Annotated in this window: 21 protein-coding genes and 1 tRNA gene; 13 read left to right on the top strand and 9 right to left on the bottom strand. The window is 57.4% G+C overall.

The window, feature by feature from the left end:
* Positions 1-12 precede the first annotated feature (12 nt).
* From ACIQUH_RS14245 to lepA, 3 genes are all read left to right on the top strand, one after another.
* Positions 13-618, top strand: a complete 606-nt coding sequence (locus ACIQUH_RS14245; RefSeq protein WP_400816093.1) for a GNAT family N-acetyltransferase — start codon at positions 13-15, stop codon at positions 616-618.
* Positions 615-1484: a carbon-nitrogen hydrolase family protein gene (locus ACIQUH_RS14240; RefSeq protein WP_400816091.1), complete on the top strand. Its 870-nt coding sequence runs from the start codon at positions 615-617 to the stop codon at positions 1482-1484. Before ACIQUH_RS14245 ends, ACIQUH_RS14240 begins: the two co-directional genes overlap by 4 nt.
* Positions 1485-1557: 73 nt before the next feature.
* A complete protein-coding gene (gene lepA / locus ACIQUH_RS14235) occupies positions 1558-3384 on the top strand; it encodes a translation elongation factor 4 (RefSeq protein ID WP_020808457.1) in 1827 nt (608 codons plus the stop codon).
* Positions 3385-3488: 104 nt separating this feature from the next.
* Here lepA and ACIQUH_RS14230 read toward each other — a convergent pair whose 3' ends face one another.
* On the bottom strand, positions 3489-4043 hold the full coding sequence (locus tag ACIQUH_RS14230; protein WP_400816089.1) for a hypothetical protein: 555 nt from the start codon (positions 4041-4043) through the stop codon (positions 3489-3491).
* A gap of 569 nt (positions 4044-4612) precedes the next feature.
* Between ACIQUH_RS14230 and ACIQUH_RS14225 the strand changes: the two genes are divergently transcribed.
* Both ACIQUH_RS14225 and ACIQUH_RS14220 read left to right on the top strand, forming a co-directional pair.
* Complete coding sequence (locus tag ACIQUH_RS14225; RefSeq protein WP_174006608.1) at positions 4613-4810, top strand: hypothetical protein; 198 nt, start codon at positions 4613-4615, stop codon at positions 4808-4810.
* Between the two features lie 15 nt (positions 4811-4825).
* On the top strand, positions 4826-5053 hold the full coding sequence (locus ACIQUH_RS14220; RefSeq protein ID WP_111781391.1) for a DUF2188 domain-containing protein: 228 nt from the start codon (positions 4826-4828) through the stop codon (positions 5051-5053).
* 63 nt (positions 5054-5116) lie between these two features.
* Here ACIQUH_RS14220 and ACIQUH_RS14215 read toward each other — a convergent pair whose 3' ends face one another.
* Positions 5117-6007 carry an NAD(P)/FAD-dependent oxidoreductase gene (locus tag ACIQUH_RS14215; RefSeq protein WP_400816086.1) on the bottom strand — a complete coding sequence of 297 codons (891 nt, stop codon included), beginning with the start codon at positions 6005-6007 and terminating at the stop codon, positions 5117-5119.
* A gap of 154 nt (positions 6008-6161) precedes the next feature.
* Between ACIQUH_RS14215 and ACIQUH_RS14210 the strand changes: the two genes are divergently transcribed.
* On the top strand, positions 6162-6620 hold the full coding sequence (locus ACIQUH_RS14210; protein WP_400816084.1) for an Rrf2 family transcriptional regulator: 459 nt from the start codon (positions 6162-6164) through the stop codon (positions 6618-6620).
* A gap of 78 nt (positions 6621-6698) precedes the next feature.
* On the opposite strand, the gene ACIQUH_RS14205 is transcribed toward ACIQUH_RS14210, so the two are convergent.
* Both ACIQUH_RS14205 and ACIQUH_RS14200 read right to left on the bottom strand, forming a co-directional pair.
* Positions 6699-7013, bottom strand: coding sequence for a hypothetical protein (locus ACIQUH_RS14205; RefSeq protein WP_400816081.1), 315 nt, complete (start codon positions 7011-7013; stop codon positions 6699-6701).
* A 72-nt stretch (positions 7014-7085) separates the two neighbouring features.
* On the bottom strand, positions 7086-8498 hold the full coding sequence (locus ACIQUH_RS14200; RefSeq protein ID WP_400816079.1) for a PLP-dependent aminotransferase family protein: 1413 nt from the start codon (positions 8496-8498) through the stop codon (positions 7086-7088).
* Positions 8499-8614: 116 nt separating this feature from the next.
* On the opposite strand from ACIQUH_RS14200, the gene ACIQUH_RS14195 reads away from it, so the two are divergent.
* On the top strand, positions 8615-9490 hold the full coding sequence (locus tag ACIQUH_RS14195) for a DMT family transporter (protein ID WP_400816077.1): 876 nt from the start codon (positions 8615-8617) through the stop codon (positions 9488-9490).
* A 12-nt stretch (positions 9491-9502) separates the two neighbouring features.
* Here the strand turns inward: ACIQUH_RS14195 and ACIQUH_RS14190 are convergent, their stop codons facing one another.
* From ACIQUH_RS14190 to ACIQUH_RS14175, 4 genes are all read right to left on the bottom strand, one after another.
* Positions 9503-10615, bottom strand: a complete 1113-nt coding sequence (locus ACIQUH_RS14190) for a GH25 family lysozyme (protein ID WP_400816075.1) — start codon at positions 10613-10615, stop codon at positions 9503-9505.
* 178 nt (positions 10616-10793) lie between these two features.
* Complete coding sequence (locus tag ACIQUH_RS14185; RefSeq protein ID WP_400816073.1) at positions 10794-10982, bottom strand: YegP family protein; 189 nt, start codon at positions 10980-10982, stop codon at positions 10794-10796.
* An 84-nt stretch (positions 10983-11066) separates the two neighbouring features.
* Complete coding sequence (locus ACIQUH_RS14180) at positions 11067-11765, bottom strand: type 1 glutamine amidotransferase (protein WP_400816071.1); 699 nt, start codon at positions 11763-11765, stop codon at positions 11067-11069.
* A 136-nt stretch (positions 11766-11901) separates the two neighbouring features.
* Positions 11902-12351: a DoxX family protein gene (locus ACIQUH_RS14175; RefSeq protein ID WP_125145140.1), complete on the bottom strand. Its 450-nt coding sequence runs from the start codon at positions 12349-12351 to the stop codon at positions 11902-11904.
* A 145-nt stretch (positions 12352-12496) separates the two neighbouring features.
* On the opposite strand from ACIQUH_RS14175, the gene ACIQUH_RS14170 reads away from it, so the two are divergent.
* Together ACIQUH_RS14170 and ACIQUH_RS14165 are read left to right on the top strand one after the other, a co-directional pair.
* A complete protein-coding gene (locus ACIQUH_RS14170; protein ID WP_400816068.1) occupies positions 12497-12802 on the top strand; it encodes a SelT/SelW/SelH family protein in 306 nt (101 codons plus the stop codon).
* A gap of 119 nt (positions 12803-12921) precedes the next feature.
* Positions 12922-13008 (top strand) — tRNA-Leu (locus ACIQUH_RS14165).
* A 186-nt stretch (positions 13009-13194) separates the two neighbouring features.
* Here the strand turns inward: ACIQUH_RS14165 and ACIQUH_RS14160 are convergent.
* Complete coding sequence (locus ACIQUH_RS14160; RefSeq protein ID WP_400816065.1) at positions 13195-13578, bottom strand: pilus assembly protein N-terminal domain-containing protein; 384 nt, start codon at positions 13576-13578, stop codon at positions 13195-13197.
* 441 nt (positions 13579-14019) lie between these two features.
* On the opposite strand from ACIQUH_RS14160, the gene ACIQUH_RS14155 reads away from it, so the two are divergent.
* From ACIQUH_RS14155 to ACIQUH_RS14140, 4 genes are all read left to right on the top strand, one after another.
* Entirely contained in the window at positions 14020-14211 is a 192-nt protein-coding gene (locus ACIQUH_RS14155; protein ID WP_400816062.1) for a Flp family type IVb pilin, read from the top strand.
* Positions 14212-14314: 103 nt separating this feature from the next.
* On the top strand, positions 14315-14827 hold the full coding sequence (locus ACIQUH_RS14150) for a prepilin peptidase (RefSeq protein WP_400816059.1): 513 nt from the start codon (positions 14315-14317) through the stop codon (positions 14825-14827).
* 129 nt (positions 14828-14956) lie between these two features.
* Positions 14957-15763 (top strand): Flp pilus assembly protein CpaB, encoded by an 807-nt coding sequence (gene cpaB / locus ACIQUH_RS14145; RefSeq protein WP_400816056.1) that lies wholly within the window; start codon positions 14957-14959, stop codon positions 15761-15763.
* On the top strand, positions 15760-17343 hold the full coding sequence (locus ACIQUH_RS14140) for a type II and III secretion system protein family protein (RefSeq protein WP_400816053.1): 1584 nt from the start codon (positions 15760-15762) through the stop codon (positions 17341-17343). Before cpaB ends, ACIQUH_RS14140 begins: the two co-directional genes overlap by 4 nt.
* Positions 17344-17377: the final 34 nt, after the last annotated feature.

Raw genomic sequence — 17377 nt, 5'->3', positions numbered from 1 at the left:
GTGAAAATGCCCATGACCGTCGAAATCAAGTCTCTTTCCGGCATCAACGCCAAACCCTATTTCGATGACCTTGCGCGCCTGCGGATCGAGGTGTTTCGCGCCTTTCCCTATCTCTATGACGGCTCGCTGGACTATGAGCGGAAATATCTCGCGACCTATGCCAAAACGGACGGCGCCGTCTTCGTGCTGGCGCTCGATGACGGCAGCGTGGTAGGCATGTCCACCGGCATGCCGATGGCGGCGGAAACCGACGAGGTAAAAATGCCGTTCGTCGAAGCGGGTTACGATCCCGAGCGGATATTCTACTTCGGCGAAAGTGTCCTTTTGCCCGGCTATCGCGGCCACGGCACAGGAGTACGCTTCTTCGAGCAGCGGGAGGCGCATGCAAAGAGGCTCGGCTTTAACCGTTGCACCTTCTGCGCGGTCGAACGGCCCGCCGACCATCCGCGCCGGCCGGCGGATTACGTGCCGCTTAATGCCTTCTGGGAAAAGCGCGGGTATCGCCACCATCCCGAATTGCGCACCAGCTTCACATGGCAGGATCTCGACGAGAGCAGCGAAAGCCCGAAATCGCTGTCCTTCTGGGTGAAGACCATTGCCGGAGATGGAAACGAATGACCCGGTTAGCCGCCAGCCAATATGCCATCGAACTGATCGAGACATGGGAGGCCTACGCCGCGCATCTTGCCGCCATCGTGCGCGAGGCGAAGGAAAAGGGCGCTGAGTTGCTGCTGCTGCCGGAATATTCGGCCATGGTGCTGACCGGGCAATTGCCGGCCGATGCCCGCTCCGATCTGCACCGTTCCATCGAAGAGATACAGCCGCTCATCCCCTCCTGGGTGGAGCTTTGCGAAGAGCTGGCGCGGCAACACCAGATTCTGTTCCAGCCGGGCAGCGCGCCTGTTAAGGACCCGGACGGCAAGTTCCGCAACAGGGCGTGGCTCTTTGGCCCTGATGACCTGATCGGTTATCAGGACAAGCAGATCATGACCCGCTTCGAGCGGGAGCAATGGAACATTCATGCCGGCGTGGAGGGTTTGAAGGCCTTCGAGACGAGTATCGGCAGGCTCGGCATCCTCATCTGTTACGACAACGAGTTCCCGATGCTCGGCCGCAGGCTTGCAGAGCTTGGTGTGGAACTGGTTCTCGCCCCGAGTTGCACCGACACTTTGGCCGGCGCTTACCGGGTGCGGATCGGTGCACAGGCCAGGGCGCTGGAAAACCAATATGCCGTTCTCTCTGCCCCGACCGCAGGAGAGGCCCCGTGGTCTCCCGCCGTCGATGAAAATCGCGGCCGCGCGGCGCTTTACGTGCCGTCCGACTACGGCATGCCGGCATCCGGCATCATCGCGGAAAGCGAAAGCGACGCGGTGGTGCGAAGCACGCTTCTGATCGCCGATATCGATCTTGCCGCCGTTGCAAGGCTCCGCACCGAGGGACAGGTCGCCACCCGTCGCGACTGGCCGGAGCAATTTGCGACCTGAAAAGCCCATTTTAAAGGGCTTTTAACCAAATTCCCGCTTTGCGGCATGAGAAGCCCCTGCTATAGCGCGGAACATGAGCACAAATTCGACCCGCACGCCCCTGGACCATATCCGCAACTTCTCGATCGTTGCCCACATCGATCACGGCAAATCGACGCTGGCCGACCGGCTGATCCAGTCGACGGGCGGCCTTGCCGAACGCGACATGTCGGAACAGGTTCTCGATTCGATGGATATCGAGCGCGAGCGCGGCATCACCATCAAGGCCCAGACCGTGCGCCTGCACTACAAGGCGAATAACGGCGAGACCTATGTGCTGAACCTCATCGACACGCCCGGCCACGTCGACTTCGCTTACGAAGTGTCCCGCTCGCTTTCGGCCTGTGAAGGCTCGCTGCTGGTGGTCGATGCATCGCAGGGCGTGGAAGCCCAGACGCTCGCCAATGTCTATCAGGCAATCGACAATAATCACGAGCTGGTCACGGTCTTGAACAAGATCGACCTGCCGGCGGCCGAACCCGACCGCATCAAGGAACAGATCGAGGAAGTGATCGGCATCGACGCCTCCGACGCCGTGATGATCTCGGCCAAGACCGGTCTTGGCATTCCCGATGTGCTGGAAGCCATCGTCAACCGTCTGCCGCCGCCGAAGAGCGAAGTCGGCGAGAACGGACCGCTGAAGGCGCTGCTGGTCGACAGCTGGTACGACACCTATCTCGGCGTCATGGTTCTGGTGCGCGTCATTGACGGCGTGCTGAGCAAGGGCCAGCAGATCCGCATGATGGGTTCGGGCGCGAAATACGGCATCGAACGCGTCGGCGTGCTGACCCCGAAGATGGTTAATGTCGACAGCCTCGGCCCCGGCGAGATCGGCTTCATCACCGCCTCGATCAAGGAAGTTGCCGATACGCGCGTTGGCGATACCATCACCGACGACAAGCGCCCGACGGCGCAGGCCCTGCCCGGCTTCAAGCCCGCGCAGCCGGTGGTGTTCTGCGGCCTCTTCCCGGTCGATGCGGCCGACTTTGAAGATCTGCGCGCAGCGGTGGGCAAGCTTCGCCTCAACGACGCTTCCTTCTCCTTTGAAATGGAATCGTCTGCCGCCCTCGGCTTCGGTTTCCGCTGCGGCTTCCTCGGCCTGCTGCATCTCGAAATCATTCAGGAGCGCCTCGAGCGCGAGTTCAATCTCGATCTCGTCGCCACCGCACCGTCGGTTGTCTATGAAATGACACTGACCGACGGCACGGAGAAGGAACTTCACAACCCGGCCGACATGCCCGACGTTGTCAAGATCAAGGAAATCCGCGAGCCGTGGATCAAGGCGACCATCATGACGCCGGACGAATATCTCGGCGGCATCCTGAAACTGTGTCAGGACCGGCGCGGCCTGCAGACGGAGCTGACCTATGTCGGCAACCGTGCGATGATCACCTATGAACTGCCGCTCAACGAAGTGGTGTTCGATTTCTACGACCGTCTGAAATCCATCTCCAAGGGTTACGCCTCCTTCGATTACAACATCATCGACTATCGCGAAGGCGATCTCGTGAAGATGTCGATCCTCGTCAACGGCGATCCTGTCGACGCTCTCTCCATGCTGGTGCACCGCTCGGCGGCCGACCGGCGCGGGCGCGGCATGTGCGAAAAGCTGAAGGAACTCATTCCGCCGCACATGTTCCAGATCCCGATCCAGGCGGCCATCGGCGGCAAGGTCATCGCCCGCGAAACCGTGCGCGCCCTGCGCAAGGACGTGACGGCGAAGTGCTACGGCGGCGACGCAACGCGCAAACGCAAGCTTCTGGACAAGCAGAAGGAAGGCAAGAAGCGCATGCGCCAGTTCGGCAAGGTGGAAATTCCGCAGGAAGCCTTCATCGCCGCCCTGAAGATGAACGACGAGTGATGCATCTGTCAAGGGCCGCAAAAGCGTGGCGCAACAACAAGCAGCGCGCTACGCTTGTTTAACCTGGCACCTACTAGAAAGTAACCGAAAATCCGCTGCCAACACTAATCAACAATTGCCATAGCGCGTATCACGTTCGCTATCCTTGACGCCTCTGATTGAGTTAGATCGTGGGGTATCCCCTGTACATAGACCGTCAAATCAGCGCGAACTGGTATGGGCAAAATCAACGTGGCAACCGGTGGCGGTGTCTGAGCGATTAATGTCGGCGCAGAAGCGAACGTCGTAGTATTCTCTTTTTGCGCTCTATTGGCTGCTCGAGAACTCTCACGCGTTTTTTTACCGCTGCCTGTGCTTGGCTTAAATGCCATCGGATTTTCAATATAGCTAAGAAAATCATCGATAGCAGACCTCACCCTACTCTTATAGGTGGACAAGCTGTCGCCGGTATATTTCATTCCATTCAGGTTTTGAAAACGATGCATCACATCGTCCAAATCTATCATGGACACATCTTTCGCTTCCTCTATATCCAGAATCCCTAGAACGTTGTTAACAGCCGCCTTTCTTGAGGAAACCGTTGTCTTGTTCATAAGACCCTTACGAGCAAGATAGTCGAGAAAGGCAAGCAACGCGTCTTTAGATTTTTGACCAGTCATCTTCTGACTCCTATTTACTTTATTATTACAGAGCGCCACAAATGCGTCAATAAGCCCTAGCGAGTCACCGTCCATTCTGACGCACTCGCGACTCGGACGCCGACCACCTAAACACAATTTCAAAATGATAGACATTGATTTTGTAACATATTGTAAAATATGAATTTTTCTCTTAAATAAAATATCTATCTGAATTTATAATAAACTCCGGTTGATTTATCTGGAAAATTTATTTGTCTGTCGCATAAAAAATCGCACGCTGATCGTTGCCAAAGGATTGACTCCTCAGAAATATCGTCCGAGTATCTTTGAAAAGGAGAATCGCATGGCGAGAATAACACTAGCCAGCCGCACCAAGGAGCACCGTCGCGGTTGGCAATAACAGAAAGGGCCACAAAACGAACCGAGTACCAGTCGGCGCGAATTGTGACCCATGGTGTCAGCGGACAAGCCCAAATCCGTTGGACGGAGTGACTGGAATTGCCGATATCTGAAGCACGTTACATCTTCAGAATCGCATTTTCCGGTCTCCGTTTCAAGAGGGCTTTCTGGCGTAATAGGAGGTCGCTATGACCAACGACAATATGCCGAGCTACACGCTCACTTTCGATGACGCCGTCCAGATTTGGCTTCGCCACTGGAAGGGTGAATTCCAGAACCGGATTGCAGCGAGTTTCGATGTCAATCCGGGCCGCGTTAATGATGTCCTTAAAGAGCGGAAACATGTCGGCAGCCGTGAAGCGGCGCTCTCCCGGCGTTCCGCGTGACGAAAGGTTCTGAACATGACGAATAAGCGTAATCAGCACGTCGTTCCCCATCCCGATGGCTGGGCCGTAAAAGGTGCCGGCGCAGAACGGGCGACGAGGGTTGTGGAAACTCAACGGGAAGCAATCGATATTGCCCGTGGAATCGCACAAAATCAGGCAACGGAAATGCTGATTCATGGAGAAAACGGTCGTATTCGCGAGCGTAACTCCTATGGCAATGATCCGTTTCCGCCAAAGGGCTAATAGATCTTTTTACTGGTGCTGGTGGCCTCCCAAGGCCACCAGCTTTATTAATTCCTTTTATTCTTATATGTCCGGAAACAGGATCGACCGGTGAGCCGCAGCACCCGCCATGGCGCCGTCTCCCACCGAAAGGGCGACCGAGCCGGCGGGCCTTGCCACGTCACCGCAAGCGAATATGCCGCGGGCGCTGGTCTGTTTCATCGGGTCAGTCACGACGGTCGATCCCATAGGCCCTTCCTCCACGGCGCAGCCAAGCTTTTCCAGCCAGTTCGAGGCGATTCGCAATGTCGGCTGGGTGAAGAGGCCAGCCAATGCGATGCTGCGTCCATCCGCCAGAACGACATCCGCGTGCCCGGTAATTTCCCGGATACGGTCTTTTTCTACCCGCACGCCGCGCTTTGACAAGAGTGCGTGCTGGTCCGCATCCGGCTCGAATATGCCATTGGTGAAAAAGGTCGTCTCGCCCCAGTCCGGAAGCATCAACGCGTGGTGGATAGCCAGCGGTGAAGCCGCGATAACACCGATCTTTCCCTGATTGAGCTCATAACCATGGCAATAGGGGCAATGGAAGACCGAAGAGCCCCAACGGTCTTTCAGCCCGGCAATAGCAGGCAATTCATCGGTGACGCCCATGGCGAGGATGAGCCGGTCCGCAATTTCCTGGCGGTTGCCATCGATCTCGATCACGAAATCGCCAAATGAGCCTTCGGCATCGGTCACCCTGCCTTCGGCCCATTGTATGGTCGGATAACGTTCGATCTGGCGGCGCGCCTCGGCGATAATCTCACCCGGCGCCTTGCCGTCCTGCCCGAGAAAACCGTGCGAATGGCTGGCGAAGCGGTTTCTCCGCTCACCGGCGTCCACCACCAGAATGTTTTTTCTGGCGCGTCCAAGCTGTAGGGCGGCTGAAAGGCCGGCATAGCTGCCACCGATAATGATGACGTCGAATTTCATGATGCACCTATCGTTTCAGGAAGGAGGCGGAAGTGCCCGCTCATTTCACGATACTTATATTGTTACATGACTTCCGGAGTCAATAGTCACGCAACTTATATTGTTACATCACCCTGAAAGTGGTAGCGTCGATGCAAACAGACGGGTTTGGGCAATGAGACACGACACGCGCCTTTCACGGGTGCTGCATATTCTGATCCACATGGAAAATCATAAGTGTGCGGCGACATCCGAGAGCATCGCCGCGATGCTTCAGACCAACCCGGTGGTGGTGCGCAGGACGATGGCCGGCTTGCGCGAGCATGGTTATGTCTCGTCGGAAAAAGGCCATGGCGGCGGGTGGGTGCTGGCACGGCCGCTCAGCGAAATCACGCTGCTCGATATTTACCGGGCGCTTGGCGCACCGGAACTGTTCTCGATCGGGCTGGCGGGCGACAATCCGAACTGCGTTATCGAACAGGCCGTCAATGCGGCGCTTTTCGACGCCATGAAAGAGGCGGAAAGCATTCTCTTGTCCCGCTTCGGAAGCATTGCACTCTCGACGCTGGCGCAAGAATCCATCACCCGCTGGTCCAGCGTTTCCCACCACCCTTCCGCGATGGAGCAGCTTTAAGGTGGCGGATAACGCCGCCCCTCGCAAAGAAAAACCGCCTGCCGGAAGGCAGGCGGTTTTATCATATCAGGAAGCCCGTTACGGCTGGGTCTGCGTGCCGCCCGTATTCGGGCTTGCCGGTGCGGTATTGTTCGCAGGCGGTGTTGCCGGAGCGGTCGGAGCCATGGGCGCCGGTGCCTGATCCGTTGCCGCAGGCGGCGTGGTGGAGGATGTCGTGGCCGGATCGGTGGTCGGGCCGCTCATCTGCGACCATGCGAAAACGCCCACCAATACGACGACGATGATCGCCAGCCACGGCACCCAGGACGAGGAACGGGCGCGCGGTTCATTGCTGATATTCACTTCCGGACGAAGATCGCGGTCCGGGCGCGGGTTGTTGGGATCGAATGTCATGGTGTTTCCTCCTCTTCATTCTGCGGAGAAAACGACGTTCACGGGATTTTGTTCCGATTCGTTCCAGAACGCCTACATTCCACGATGCTCCGCCCCTTGCTGAAGGGCATCCACCAGCACCGTCATGACCTGCGGACCTGCCATTTGCGACACGTTGAAACGCATGAAACCCGAGGCGGTCTGCGAGGAACTGAACACATTGCCGGGGGCCAGCACCACCTGCCGCGAAAGCGCCCGGCGCGCCACATCGGCGGCATCGATCCCGTCAGGCAGGCGGCACCATAAAAACATGCCCGCCTGCGGTTCGATCCACGGCACACATCCGGCCGACCTCAGACGCGCCGCCACCTCCGGCATCGCTGCCGCAAGGCGCTGCCTGAGTGCCTCCACATGCTTGCGGTAACTGCCATCGGTCAAAAGCGAGAGGATCAGTGCGGCCGAAAAATGCGTTCCGCCAAAAGTGGTGGCGATCTTGAGATCGGTCAGGGCCTCCACCCACGCCAGGGGGGCCGCAATGAAACCGCACCGCACGGAGGCCGACAGTGTTTTTGAAAAACTGCCTATCTGGACGACCCGATTCAAACCATCGAAGGCCGCCAGCCGGGGTGCAGCCTGGGTTTCGAAATCGGCAAAAATATCGTCCTCGATGATGGTCAGCCCCACCTGTTCGGCGAGCATCAGCAGGCGATGGGCGGAAACGGCGGAAAGCCTGGCACCTGTCGGATTATGGATTGCGGAATTGGTGATATAAAGCCGCGGCTGATGGTCTTTCAGCGCCTGCTCGAAAAGCAGCAGATCCGGTCCGGTCGGCGTATAGGGAACACCGACGATCTTCACCCGATGCGCCCGCAAGAGGGCGTGGAAATTGAAATAACAGGGATCATCGACAATCACCGTGTCCCCCGGCTGCAGCAGGAAACGGCATAGAAGATCGATCGCCTGCGTGCCGGAATCGGTGAGCATGATCTGGTGCGCACCCGCCTGCACCCCGTGTTCAGCCAGCCTGCGCGACAGAAGCTGGCGCAGCGGCAACAGCCCCATCGGGCTGCCATAATCCGTCAGCAGGGCGGCGTCGGCGCGAGCAAGCCCGCGCATGGCCCGTCTCAAAGCCTCCTGCGGCATCCACGATGCGGGAAGCCAGCCGCAACCGGGCTTGGCGAGAACGGAACCTTCATCCAGCGCCTGCCGCGAGACCCACAAGGGATCCACGGCCCTGTCGAGCTGCGGCTCGATATCGGCGAGCGACAGGGGCGCGAGCGGACCCGAAACGAAAAAACCGGAGCCGGGGCGCGAGCTTATCGTACCATCCGCCACGAGCCGGTCATAGGCCTCGACGATGGTGGAGGTGGAAACCTGCATGGTCTTTGCCAGCGCCCTGACCGACGGCAGGCGAGCGCCCGGCACGAGGCTGCGCGAGGCGATACGTTGCCGCACATTTGCCATTACCTTTTCTATGCGCGTGCCCGCAGCGACCTGACCGTCCACATCTCCCCCCAACCGTACCGCTCATGAAACCATAACAGTTTCTCGAAATTGTATATGATTGTCGCTGTTCCTGCCAGCCATTCCGGTTCAAGAAAGGCAAAACGCAGGAGTTGACAATGGACAAGACGACGAGCGGCTGGCTGAGCGGCCTGACAGGGGTGGTGATATTCAGCGGTTCCCTTCCCGCGACGCGCATTGCGGTAACGGGTTTCGATCCGGTGTTCCTGACCGTCGCCCGCGCCAGCATCGCAGGCCTGCTGGCGCTCGCGTTGCTGTTTCTGTTCAGGCAAAAGCGGCCGGCGCGCGATGACCTGGCATCGCTTTTCATCGTCTCGCTCGGTGTCGTCGTGGGTTTCCCGCTATTGACCGCGCTCGCCCTGCGGCACGTCACCTCGGCGCATTCCATCGTTTTCGTGGGGCTGCTGCCACTCGCAACGGCAATCTTCGCCGTGCTGCGCGGCGGCGAACGCCCGCGCCCGGTGTTCTGGTTCTTTTCCTGTCTGGGCAGTGCACTTGTCGCGGGTTTTTCGCTGTCGAATTCGTTTGCTGCCGGGATCGAGGCCTCACTGGCCGGCGATCTTCTGATGCTCGGCGCAATCGTCGTCTGCGGGCTCGGCTATGCGGAAGGTGCTGCCCTTTCCCGCAAGCTGGGCGGCTGGCAGGTCATTTCCTGGGCGCTGGTTCTTTCCCTGCCGGTCATGTTGCCGCTTGCTTTCTTCACCGGGCCGGAAACGCTTGCCGGCATCGACCCGCAGGCCTGGGCTGGCCTTGCCTATGTCTCGCTGTTCAGCATGCTGATCGGCTTCATCTTCTGGTATCGTGGGCTGGCGCTTGGCGGCATCGCCGCCGTGGGCCAGCTGCAATTGCTTCAGCCCTTTTTCGGGCTCGCGCTTGCCGCCACCCTGCTGCATGAGGAGGTGAGCCCGGCCATGATCGCCGTTACGCTTGTGGTGGTGCTCTGTGTTGCAGGCGCGCGGAAATTCGCACGCTGATGATTGCCATCGTCAGCTCGAACGGCGGTCCACCCAGCGATGCCATGCATCCTCGCTGCCGTTGAAGACATTGAGATCGATACGGCCATCGACGCCATGCGACAGGCCCGAACCGGAATATTGCCAGAACAGCCACTTGCGGCCGGGATAAACCACCGACGGATGCTGCGCGACGGCGCGCAGCCAGAAGGGATAATCCTGGAATTCGCCCTGGAGGTTGTCCTTGTAAAAATCGGGCGCCGTATAAATGATCGGCCGCTGACCATAATGGCGCTCGAGCTTGTCCATGAAGACGCGCATCTTTTCCAGAACGCGTTCGCGGGAATGGCGCATCTTGCAGCTCGATTCGCCGTTATATTCCACGTCGATAACAGGCGGCAGCGCGTCCGGATCGCGCGGTACATTGCGAATGAACCAGTCCGCCTGTTCGCTGGCGTTGCGGCACCAATAAAAGAAGTGGTAGGCGCCACGGCGAATGCCCGCTTCCTTCGCGCGCTGCCAGTTGGTGCGGAACATCGGATCGAGATGATCACCGCCATCCGTCGCCTTGATGAAGGCGAAATTGGCGCCGCGCGTGCGCAACTGCGGCCAGTTTATATTGGCCTGCCAGCGGGATACATCCACCCCATGGACCTGGAAATGACGGGGCTGGACCCTGCCGAAATTGATCGGCTTGGCGTCGCTGAAGCTGGATCGAAAAATCCGCGAGCGTATCTGCGCGCCGGCGCTCGCCGCCGGGGCCGCAGCCATGGCCAATTGTACCGGACGCTCCATCTGGTTGATCGTGGGGCGCTCCGCCGGCCGCACCATGCCAGTCGCCTGTGACGGGACCGGCAAACGGATTTCAGGTGCATTCTGCGTTAACGACGCCTTGGGGGTGACGGCGGAAAAGGCCTTGGGTTCGTCCGGCACCGGCCCTCCCCACGCCAGAACTTCCTGCCTTGGCTGGGCGGCGATCGCCTGGGTGCCGACACCTGCCTGCGGCACCGGTGCGGATGGCGTGACCGAACTCGTCGTTTCCTTCGAAGGCAGGCCGGCCATCAGGCTTTCCGGCCCGGAACTGGACGTGCAGCCTCCAAGCAGGAGGCAACCGAAGAAAAGTGCTGGCACAGCCGATGAACGCATGAGAACCCGTACGCAAAACAAATCGGGGGCACTCTGATGCCGCCCGGAGACCTCGAAATACAAATGCTAACGGAAGATTATCAAAAAAGACTGAATCTTATCTTTACGTCGGCACCTGTCGATGCGCCCGTCATTTCTGGCAGGCGAAACGCTTCGCGTTCTCGAGCGGCGGCGCGGCTCAGGCCGTCATGGCGGTCAGATCGACAGTGTCGGCACCGGGGGAATTTCTCTTGATCGATTCGATCGCGTGGATAGCCGACGCCTTCGCCTGGTATCCTTCCGATGAAAACATGGTTTCGCCGTTGGAAGCCTTGAAGCGGAAACGATATTCGCCGGCCTTGTCCTGATAGATTTCGAATTTGCACATGATCTCTGCGCCTCCTTGCACACGATGGTTCGTCAGCCGCAATTTGTTCGGCCTCGATCAGTTTCGCAACGGAAAATCGCCGAGCTAGATGAGCCGTACCCAGGCCCGGGCAATTTCCAGCCCGGCTGCATCGGCCATTTCTGCCCGCAAGCCGCGATGGTCACGATAATCCTCCAGCCAGCCCGGCGACATTCTTTCCACCGAAGCGGGGAAGGCCTGACACCAGCCATCGACCACGGGAGTGGAGGCCTCGAAATGGAATTGCGTGCCATAGACTGCCCGGCCCATGCGAAAGGCCTGGTTTCGTGTGGCGCCATTGGTCGCAAGCCGCGTGGCGTCCGGCGGGAGCGTGAATGTATCGCAATGCCACTGAAAAATAGGGAATGTCTTTTCAAGCCCAGCCAATAGCGGATCGGACTCACCCTCTTCCGTCAGGGAAACATCCTGCCAGCCGAATTCGGGCGGGCCGGAGAGAATATTCTCGCCCCCATAGGCGCGCGCCAGCAACTGGCTGCCGAGGCACACGCCCATGACCGCCTTGCCGGCATCACCAAAGGCTTTCATGAGATGGGCAAGATCGGCAAGATAGGGATAAAGCGCATCGTCAAGCGCGTTCTGTTCGCCGCCCAGAACGACAAGCGCATCATGGCCGGCGGCATCGGTGGGGAGAGGTTCACCCGCATAAGCGCGGATGACATGGATTTCCGCCGCCGCCTCTTTCAGTGCAACGCCGAGTTGCCCATGCGGCGTACCCGCCATGTTTTCTATGATTGCAACGCGCATAAAACCTCGTGGAGACGACAATGGATTCGACCGGCCAGAAGTGCCGATCGAATCCAGCTTCACCACGAGAAAAATCGATTTTCAAGAGCCGCAGCATCGCCCGTGTGACAATAGGCGGATTCTGACGCGATAAGCCTTAGAATTCACGCGCCAGCTTGGCGTCTGCCGAATGCCGGTTACCGCCGCGAACGGCGAAGAACAGGAAAATCGCGGCCCACAGGATCGATTTTTCCGCGCCGCCCAGACCTTCCGCCTTTACGACGCCGTGAAAATAAACCGTCACCAAAAGGACGATCATGGCCGCGAAGGAGGCCGGCCGTGTGAACAGGCCGATAGCAACCAGAATTCCGCCGAAAAATTCCGTGGCGGCAAGCAGCGGCGACCAGAAGACGCCGGGATAAAAGCCGAGACTTTCCACCATGCCGACTGCGCCAAAAGGATTGACGATCTTGCCGAACCCATGGGTGACGAGAAGAAGTCCAGCCGTGACGCGCAGGATCGTCTCCACCAGATCGTGTGTCGCATTATAAAGCGGTGCGACCGCCGGAACGAACAGACGCTGACGATTATTCTCGAACTGGGCCATAGGATCTCCACGTTTCAGCCTTCGACAGCTTCTCTGTTCGCAAAGCCGCATGATAAGAACAAGCATATGCCCGGTAAAAACATGAGTATTATAGTTGACATTATCGTGAACATTATTGCCGCCGGGCGATGAAGGAGACGTGAGGATGACCGAGACCAAACCCCACATAACCATCCGCTACTGCACGCAATGCAACTGGCTGCTTCGGGCAGGCTGGATGGCGCAGGAAATCCTGCAGACCTTCGCTTCCGATGTCGGTGCAGTCAGCCTCGTTCCCTCGACCGGCGGTCTGTTCGAGATCACCGTGGACGGCACGACCATATGGGAGCGCAAACGCGATGGCGGTTTTCCCGGCCCAAAAGAACTGAAACAGAGAATCCGTGACATCATCGACCCGGAACGCCACCTCGGTCATGTGGACAGAACGAAGCATGAAGGGCTCGACACCTGACCCGGCGACATGTTTCAACAGCCCCAACCAAGTTTTTTCCCTTTAAAATCAATGATCGTCATAAAAGTTCAAAAAGCCTGTTGACACCGGGCGGCTGCCCTCGTACATCGCTTTCCGTCGCCCAGATGGCGGAATTGGTAGACGCGCCAGCTTCAGGTGCTGGTACTCGCAAGGGTGTGGAGGTTCGAGTCCTCTTCTGGGCACCATTCCATTTTTGATCTTAGCCAGATCAAATACTTAGCAAAAAAATAGCAACACACAGCCGACCGGCAAACGCCGGGAAGCATGTTGCTTTTTTGCCTTTTCTACGTTCAGAAAAGCTGCCAACAGGTGGTTTCCGTTTTCTTCGGAAAGCCTGCCATCCTCTCAGAGCTATGATTGAGGCTGCAGCGTTACGGCTGAGCGTCCTTGTCGCCGCTGTTTTGCGAATGCTGCTCGCAATTCGGCGTACAGGACAACACGGTGCGCTCCGTCTGGCGGAAAACGCGAACCGTATTACCCTCGTCGATGGAAACGAGAATGCGTTCATCCACGATCGGATTGCCTTCGCCATCGAGAAGCACAAGGTTGGTCGTGCCGAAACTGCGACCCGTCAGAACAATCGTGGTGGCATCGGCAACCGTGGCATCGGCGACCTTGGAATTGCCGACGATAACCTTGCTCACGGGACGATCGAGGCGAAGGACGCGGGCGTGATTCATTGAAACGCGCAATATATCGTCCTGGGCAAAAACAGGCTGCGCCGCAGTCCCCAGAAAGACGGACAAGCCGACCATGATTTTCGCCAGTTTTCCGGATGACACGCGTTTGGCCCTTGCTCACTATCAGCACAGTTATTGCATTCCACAATGCGCATTTTTAGTGAATGAAGCGTTAAATGGCGGGAATCTGCGACGCGGATGATAACCATGTGTCACAAGTTGATATTTTCGCACCTCCTCTGCTGCCTCAAAACTGAACACATGCGTTTCCCTGAAACAACACTCCGAGGAAAGAGGAAAGCGATCAGGCACAAAATACATTTGTTTATAAGCAAATATAAAAATGCATAAAATACTTTTCACCTTTATTTACCAAAAGAAACTCATCCTGCCGTTTACTTTGAGTTAATCGTTTTTTTTAAGCGGTTGGAAATCGCTCGGCTGTAGTTTGAACGCAACCGAACAACGGAGAACAGTTGTCGGCGTGCTGAACCAAACAAGAGTTAGGAGAGACCTATGACCAAGATTTTCGCTCGTTTCCTCAAGGACGAATCCGGCGCGACTGCAATCGAATACGGCTTGATTGCTGCCCTCATTTCTGTCGCCATCATCGGCGGCGCGACTACAGTCGGAAGTAAGCTTAAGACCCTGTTCGGCGCCATCGGCGAGGAAATGACAAAAGCCAATACAGCGGCTGGCGGCAAATAAGCTCCGAATTTACGTCAATGCGAGCTATGCCGTTTACCGCGGCATAGCTTTAATTTTTTCCATCTTCTTATGTCGTAAAAATGTAGTGGCGGGGCTTACGCGCATGGTGATAGCGACGATATTTTTGGTCCTACCTTTGTGTTTGTGTCTTGCAGCAGCGACAGACCTCTTAAGTATGACCATCCCCAATCGGTTGAGCGTGATTATCTTCGTCGGCTTCTTGGCCGCTGCACCCTTCACAGGGATGGATATGAACTCATTTCTTATGAGCCTTGCAGCAGGCTTAATCGTACTTTTGGCCTCGTTCGCGCTTTTTTCCGCCAACGTCATGGGCGGTGGAGACGCGAAATTGCTCTCTGCATGTGCCGTATGGTTTGGTTTCAATCCCGCGCTTGTCGAATTTTTACTTGCAGTAACGCTAGTTGGCGGTGTGTTGACCGTTGCCATTCTTCTTTTGCGATCGCGCGTGCAAGAGATCACCGCCATCGGCATCCCTATCCCGGACTCTCTTCTTGTGGCAAAAAAAATACCATATGGCGTTGGCATCGCCGTCGCTGGCCTATTGACCTATGGTGAAGCTCCAATTGTAAAAACGGCAATCGCCAGCCTTTTCTAAGAGAACCACCAGGATGAGCGGATCTTAAAGGTTCCGTTAACTAAACATCCAAGTACAATATTAACCATAATTATACCAATCGCGCGCCATCCTGAGGGGAGAAGAATCTGATTCCCTCAAGGATCGAGCATGAAACCGTCGCGTATCGTCATTCTTTCCGTTGCCCTGGTGGCCGCCGGTCTTGCCGGCCTTGTCGCCATGCAGATTTCCGGCGCGAAGCAGGTCATCGAAAAAGCGGAAACGATCATCCAGAAAGAACCGACGGTCAACGTCCTCGTCTCTTCGGTCAATCTGCCCGTCGGCAGCCGTCTGAACGACAGTTCGGTGCGCTGGACACCCTGGCCGCAGGGCAATGTGGTCGACAATTTCATAACGGAGGCGAAAAGGCCTGACGCCATCACCGAACTCGCAGGCGCGGTCGTGCGTTTGCCTTTGTTCGAAGGCGAACCGATACGGCCCGAAAAAGTAGTCGATTCCAGCACCCGTATCATGTCCTCCCTTTTGCCGGCCGGCAAACGCGCCGTCGCTACCGAGATTTCCGTCTCGACCGGTGCGGGCGGCTTCGTGCTGCCGAATGACCGGGTCGATGTCATCATGGTCCGCAAGGGCGACAACGGTAACTTCCTGACCGAAAATGTTTTGAACAATGTTCGTGTTCTGGCGATCGATCAGCAGATCAAGGAAGGCGAGGACGGAACATCGGCGGTGGTCGGCGCAACCGCCACGCTGGAACTGACCCCGGAACAGGCGAAGATCATAACGGTGGCGCAACAAATGGCGGATCGCCTCACGCTCGCCTTGCGCTCCGTCGCCGATGCCCAAGAAAACGACACGCTTTCGGCCGGCTACCTTCTCAATGGAGGTTCGGGACAACCGGAAATTCAGGTGATCAAATCCGGCTCGATCGTGAAAAGCGGTCAAGGAGCGTCACAATGACCGGGGAACTCATGACGAAACGTCTCAAACAGCGCCTGCGTTCATCGATGGCAGGTGGCATCGCATTCTGCCTGGCTTTCTCAGGCCTTCCCGGCCAAAATTCCCCCGAGTTTCTGCGTATCAGCAAAGCCGAGGCGCAAAGCGCAAGCATCGTGCGGATCACCGAAAGCGGGGCAGGCATTCGCAAGCGTCTGAAGCTGGGCCTGAACAAGGCGCTGGTCATCGACCTGCCGGAAGATGCACACGACATCCTCGTTGCCGACCCGAACCTTGCCGATGCCGTGACCCGGACGTCGAAACGCATCTATCTTTTCGGCAAAACGGTTGGGCAAACCAACATCTTCATTTTCGGTGAAGGCGGCCGGGAAATCGTCAGCCTCGATCTCGAGGTAGAGCGCGACATCTCGGGGCTTGAGGCCAATATCCGTCGTTTTATTCCCGACTCGGATATCAAGATAGAAATCGTTTCGGATAACATCGTTCTGACGGGCTCGGTGCGCACACCGCAGGATTCCGCGCGCGCCGTTCAACTTGCCGACGCCTTTCTCAAAGGCGGCGAGGCCACCACCCGCAATATATCGCTGACAGGCGGCGACAATGGCGGCGATGCGGCGATTTTTGCCGAGCGCCGGCAGGTATCGCAGATCGTCAACATGCTGACGATCGAAGGGGAAGACCAGGTGACGCTGAAGGTCACCGTGGCCGAAGTGAGCAGGCAGGTTCTGAAGCAACTCGGCTTCAACGGCTCGATCAGCAGCACGACGAGCGGCAATGGTTTCGAATTCGCAAATCCGTCTAATCTTGGCGCCGCGATCGACGGTGCATCCCGGATTGCCAGTGGTGCGATTGGTTCAGGCTCTCTCAGATTCGCCTCCTACCTCAACGCCATGGAGCAGGCCGGTGTCATGCGCACCCTGGCGGAACCGAGCCTGACGGCAATTTCCGGCGAACAGGCCAAATTTTATGTGGGGGGAGACTTCCGCATTGCCGCGCAACAGGATGTTTCGCTCGACAAGGATACGAATTCCCTGGTCGTCAAACGCGATGTGGAGACGGTCGACTACGGCATTACCCTGAACTTCAAACCGGTGGTGCTTTCACCGGGCAGAATAAGTCTCAAGATCGAGACGAACGTGTCCGAGCCTACCTATGAAGGTAATTTCACAAGCGGAAACTACGGGCGTGGCATTCCGGGATCGACCTACATGTCGGTGCGCAAGCGCGAAACCTCCACAACGGTCGAGCTTCCTTCCGGCGGATCGATCGTGATTGCGGGCCTTGTTCAGGACAATGTGCGCCAAGCCATGTCCGGACTTCCGGGAATTTCGAAAATCCCGATCTTCGGCACGCTTTTCCGCAGCAAGGACTTCCTGCGCAACGAAACGGAACTTGTCATCATCGCGACCCCCTATCTGGTGCGGCCGGTTGCCCGCAACCAGATCGCCCGGCCGGATGATAACTTCAATCCGGAAAACGATGCCGCCATGTATTTCATGAACCGCGTTAACAAGGTTTATGGCCGCAAGGACCAGGTTCAGGCGGCTCCCTATCAGGGGTCAGTGGGGTTCATCTACAAATGACGACACGCACACAAAATCCCCTCTTCGCAGCAAG

It is taken from the genome of Agrobacterium sp. NPDC090283, assembly GCF_044769685.1.
In the GTDB taxonomy this organism is placed as follows: domain Bacteria; phylum Pseudomonadota; class Alphaproteobacteria; order Rhizobiales; family Rhizobiaceae; genus Agrobacterium.
This window is presented reverse-complemented; position numbering and strand designations above follow the sequence as displayed.